A 5,017-nucleotide genomic window follows, 5' to 3' on the forward strand; every position below is an offset into this window, starting at 1 on the left:
GCTGGCCCGTGGGTGAGCAGCAAATTCCTCAAAAGCCGCACGAATCCCAAAAATACTTCGAATCGGGCTTAAAAATATTGGGTTGTGCCTAACGGCCCGTGTATGATTTCGTAAGGGATTGCGGGCATTAAACCTATCAAGTTACAACCCAAAATTGATGCGGATGATAACGCTCGATTACCTCTAAAACCCTTATGAATTATACACATTGTTGGCTTTTCGTAGTTTTATCTGATAGTATTTTTCAAAAATATTATGTAGAATTATTTATAACGTAACGATTTTTTAATGGAATAATAATTAAATCACTTTAGATATGTAGCTTTATGCCAAAAGTACTCCAAAGGACCTTGTTTGAATTTACGTAACCACCAATAACTAAAAACTATTTGAGTTAGTACAATTGCTAAGCCTATTAAAACGCTGGCACTTACACCGCAGTATTTTGATAAGTGCAAACCATAAGGATAAAACAAAAATGTAGCAATAACAGATTGCGATACAAAATTGGTAAGGCTCATTTTTCCATAAATCTGTAACAGATAGGTGAAGCGTTTAAAGAAGTCGGTTCGAAAAAGAAGTACAAAACCGGCAACCCATAAAAATATGAAAGACAAATTATACCACATGTTTATTGATATTTGCATGGGCTGACAGGTGGTTGGAAAAGATTTCAAAATGAATAGTAATGGAGTAGTAATGGTTGTAATAATTGCTATTTTATTCCAAAATCGGTTATCAATATTGGAAAACAAATCATTCTTATATAATAAATTTCCAACAATGTATAATGCTGGTGTTTGCGATATTCGCCCGTATTCCAAAGCCCAGGTTAAGCAAGCTTTTAATCCTGTAGTAATGTTGTTCCACGCCATGGTTAAAAAGTTACCTTCTGCCACATAGGATTTTAACAGCCCGTAAAGTGGTCCGGTGTTGTTGGTTATTTGGTACTCTGGATTGAGCCAGAGACAAGAAACCTTGTATAATTCAACAGGTTGCAAAAACAGGATAATAGCAATAAGCAGCTGTGCTATTGTGCTTAATCCTACAATTATCGGCAGAATAACAGCTACAATCGCCATAAATACAAGAGGGTCGCCACCCGCAAAAAAGGCTGCATTAATGTAGCCAAATCCTGCCAGCAAAACCATTCGCCATAAAAAACGCAACCGGAAGTCGTGTCCTTTTTCCTTTGCTTTGAAATACTGAATGCCAAATGTAAAGCCAAACAGTATAGCAAATATCCCAAATGCTTTTCCCTCGAATAGGAAGTACAATACATTTTTGCTTGTTGCATCCACTGCTTTTAACCACGCTTCCCTATTTTGTGACATTACATCGTATAAAAAATGATTGGAGCAGTGTAACAGCAGGATACAAATTATGGCAAAACCGCGTAAAGCATCCACGACTTCAATGCGTTTGAGATTCGTCATTATCCTATTAAGTATTTCGATTTAGGAAGGAATGACAACAACTTCACAATAAGGTAAGAAATTATAAAAACCAGCAATGCCAGCAAAGGTTGACCCAGCCAAGAATTAACGCCAATTCCTTCGCCTTTTCCGATGTAATGTAAAATCCAGATGTTTATAATATAATGAACCAGAAAAATAGCATAGCTAAATTTGGAAAGCTCTTCAATTACCTTGCTTGCAATTCCTTTTAATGATATTTTTTGCAGAATCATAAATAATCCGGCTGACATCATCACTACATTCACTGAAAGATTATTGATAAAGAATTCCACCTTTTGTGCTTCAACGGCAATCCATGTCATTTGGTCGGCATGAAATAAAGAGAAGAATAAACCTTTGTAGGTAAAATACCCACCAACAACCAAAAGAAATAGTCCCAATCCAACCGATTTAAATATTGCAAGCGTATTGTATTTACGCAAGTAATAGCCCAACACTAAATATCCAAGGTAGCCACCAAAGTTGTATAACATTCCAAATTCATTCCAGTCGCAAACGCCATGTATTTGCGGAAACCATATTTGGGCATAAAAGAGGATAGTTGTAACAAGCCAGACTAGTAAAAAAGCTTCAATCCCGCGTTTTGATACCTTTTCTATCCATGGCGAAATAACAGGCATAAACAGGTAAAGCCCAATAATGGTGTACATAAACCAGAAGTGTACATTTACCCAAGTGAAATTTACCGGTATCATCAGTAAACTTTTTATAATTGGATTTAAATTACTTAATGTAAGTGCGTTTTCTATTCCTCCAAAATTAATTTTAGAAGGAGCAGGCAGAAAAACATAAGCTATCGACCAAATTAAAAACGGCACAAGAACCCGTGTAAATCGTTTTTTGAAAAATGTTCGTGTATCGTATTTAATCGGTAACAATAAAGCCCCCGAAATCATGATAAAGAAAGGAACACTAGGTCGCAAAAAGGTTACGTAAAATTGTGTGGCAACATCTGCATTTAGGTCAAAAGCAAAGCGTACATGAATCATAGTAACCATATAGATGGCCACGACCCTTATTAAGTCCAAGTAGCCTATTCGTTCTTGCGTAGATAAAGTTTGTACCATTGTTCTGTTTTTTTAATAATGGGACAAACCTACGTAATTGCAGGCAGCAAAAAATTAATATAGATTAAAAAATCGGCTGAATATCATCACATCCACTTTCTGACCGCATCTTACTCAAATGCTGTGGTGTCATTCCTAAAAATGAAGCCAAATAACATAGTTTAACTCGTGCAAACAAATCGGGTTGTTCTTTTAAAAGAATTTCATAACGCTCTTTGGCCGATTTCTGCAGGCGCTCTATGCGCCGTGTTTGCAAACTTAATACGCATTCCTGATGTACAACTCTCGACCAATTTGCAATATCGATATTGGAAGAATACAACTTATTCAGGTCATCAATTTTTATTGCATACATTATTGTTGCCTCTAAAGTCTCAACATACTCAAAACCTGGTTGATTCCTGTATAGGGCTAGCAAAGCAAAAGTAATATCACCTTCGCGGCTAAACCATGTAGTTATCTCTTCGCCATCAATTATGCAATAAGAGCGACAAAGTCCTTTTTCAATGAAATATACATAGTTATTCATTTTGCCTCCCGCAATAAATAACGCTTTGGCAGGGAAGTCTATTTTTTCGAATTTAGCAGTTAGTTCACTGAGAGATTGCACTGATACCGGATAAAATCGCTGAATACTTTTTATTGTGTTTTCCATTTATAACAAATGTATTTTTTTTAGACGACAATCCATTATAAGTACAATTGTTTTTACTATGAAAGCCAACGTTGAGAATATGGGGCGTTTGGCATTTCAAAGCTCCAACCTATCAAACCGCTATATATTTTATTAATTGTACTCATTTTCAATTTTAGCACTATCCGCCAAATGACCTATATTTATTGTTGGGCACTGGTATTTTTAGGCACAGGTCTTAATATTTCACTTCTCTTTTCCATTGTCCAAGATGAACTTTTTGTCAAGAATTCATTGAGTTTAGTAAGGTGATTCCAATAATTATTATGAAATCCTTTTTGTGGTGACTGAATCAAATCCCTTACAATTAAACCTAAAAATTGATGTACTTCACTCCAGATTGAAATTTGAATTACAGTAAGTTCTTCAAGTTCTAATGTTTTGTCTTCATTCTCCTTTGTGTTTTCCCTATTTAAGGCAAAATCCCATTGACCGTGTGCAATCTTATTTCTTAACTCACTAGGTTTTTTAATATATGTGTCTATAATTTGTTGTATTTCTTCTCTGCGACCTATTAAGTCACCATTATCACGCCAATCAATATTTACCTTATCAAAAGCCATATCAAAAAGTAATTCCCAAGCCTTAATTACTCCATTTCGACTCTTTTCATTCTTAATATTTTCGATTTCGGTATCAATAAAACCATTCGGAGTGTTAACAATCTGAATGAACTGTGCTTCAGAAAGTGTACAGTAGACTAAAGCATATAGTTTAGTATTCAACTCAACTTGAAAACTATCCTTTTTTTTAAAATAGCTATTAATTGTTCTTTTAAGATTGCTTTCAACTTTCTTTAGTTTCCTGACATTCTTACTTTGTAGAACATACAAATCAAATATTTCCTGCTCAGTCATTCAAATATAATTAGTGGGGGGGATGGGAATCGAACCCATCATCTCCAAAATGTTACCACTTTGGCGTATTACTCCTATGTTATACTTCCCCCATTTTTAAATTGCTAATGCTTTATTTATTTCTTTTAGTTCCTTTAAGTTTATCTTAAGTTCCGCTTGTGATGGTGAACTCATTCCATGTACCAAATCATTTCTAAATTTTCTTATTTCATTAAATTTCTCCCCTTGCTTGTTGGATAACTCACCATTACTTAGCATTTCTCGAAGTCTTATCATCGGTGATTTTGGTCGTCCATCAGTATTTAACGTTTGTTTTTCAAGATTAACCCATTCTTTAATAAATTCACCGACTAAGCTGTGATGAATTGTTTCATCTCCAGACTCTTCAATTTCAACACCAAAAAGATTGTTAAAAAGAATCTTTGCAATTTCAGCATATGCTTCCACTTTTTCCTTTTCAACAGTTATTCCATTTCCATCGTGATACAATTGATTTCGCAAACGATGAAACCATTCAATATCTCCTAAATCAATACCATTCAATCTGCTTGAATCAAATTCTTCTAAACCATCTAACAAGTTTGGAAATGTAGAAGTTATTTCTTCATATTTCTTTCTTGTTAAACCTTCAATTTTAGTGATTCTTTTAGGTAATCCAAGATGTGTTTTAATCATCAACTCAACAGCATTATCAACAGAAATCATAGCAATACGATAATCAAACCCACTGTCAAGGTCTAAATGTTGTATTCCATGAACCAATAATTCTCTAGGTCCTGATATCCAAGGTTTGTCAATTATCATACTATCTCTGTTTTACTTGTGCACAACGTCTTGCCGCATGAAGTGTGCCGCTGCGTGTGGTATATTCGCTTTCCTAATTGCGCCTTTGCTGGCGCGGGAGCCAAACTCCCAAAAACC

The 5,017-nt window shown here is 35.0% G+C and carries 5 protein-coding genes; all 5 read right to left on the reverse strand.

Translation table 11 applies throughout. The annotated features are described in order from the left end of the window. Positions 1–305: 305 nt before the first annotated feature. Positions 306–1,436 (reverse strand): DUF418 domain-containing protein, encoded by a 1,131-nt coding sequence (locus tag ACSX1H_RS18680; RefSeq protein ID WP_439185773.1) that lies wholly within the window; start codon positions 1,434–1,436, stop codon positions 306–308. Continuing rightward, positions 1,436–2,545, reverse strand: coding sequence for an acyltransferase (locus tag ACSX1H_RS18685; protein WP_439185774.1), 1,110 nt, complete (start codon positions 2,543–2,545; stop codon positions 1,436–1,438). Before ACSX1H_RS18685 ends, ACSX1H_RS18680 begins: the two co-directional genes overlap by 1 nt. Positions 2,546–2,609: 64 nt before the next feature. Beyond that, on the reverse strand, positions 2,610–3,200 hold the full coding sequence (locus tag ACSX1H_RS18690; protein ID WP_439185775.1) for a Crp/Fnr family transcriptional regulator: 591 nt from the start codon (positions 3,198–3,200) through the stop codon (positions 2,610–2,612). A 182-nt stretch (positions 3,201–3,382) separates the two neighbouring features. Then, entirely contained in the window at positions 3,383–4,096 is a 714-nt protein-coding gene (locus tag ACSX1H_RS18695) for a hypothetical protein (RefSeq protein WP_439185776.1), read from the reverse strand. 96 nt (positions 4,097–4,192) lie between these two features. Then, positions 4,193–4,900, reverse strand: a complete 708-nt coding sequence (locus tag ACSX1H_RS18700) for a hypothetical protein (RefSeq protein ID WP_439185777.1) — start codon at positions 4,898–4,900, stop codon at positions 4,193–4,195. Positions 4,901–5,017 lie beyond the last annotated feature (117 nt).

It is taken from the genome of Carboxylicivirga taeanensis, from assembly GCF_051851475.1.
In the GTDB taxonomy this organism is placed as follows: Bacteria; Bacteroidota; Bacteroidia; order Bacteroidales; family Marinilabiliaceae; genus Carboxylicivirga; species Carboxylicivirga taeanensis.

Excerpts from the sequence above, each read along its gene's own strand:
- ACSX1H_RS18680 (WP_439185773.1), bottom strand. The coding sequence starts at position 1,436 with ATGACGAATCTCAAACGCATTGAAGTCGTGGATGCTTTACGCGGTTTT.
- ACSX1H_RS18685 (WP_439185774.1), bottom strand. The coding sequence starts at position 2,545 with ATGGTACAAACTTTATCTACGCAAGAACGAATAGGCTACTTGGACTTA.
- ACSX1H_RS18690 (WP_439185775.1), bottom strand. The coding sequence starts at position 3,200 with ATGGAAAACACAATAAAAAGTATTCAGCGATTTTATCCGGTATCAGTG.
- ACSX1H_RS18695 (WP_439185776.1), bottom strand. The coding sequence starts at position 4,096 with ATGACTGAGCAGGAAATATTTGATTTGTATGTTCTACAAAGTAAGAAT.
- ACSX1H_RS18700 (WP_439185777.1), bottom strand. The coding sequence starts at position 4,900 with ATGATAATTGACAAACCTTGGATATCAGGACCTAGAGAATTATTGGTT.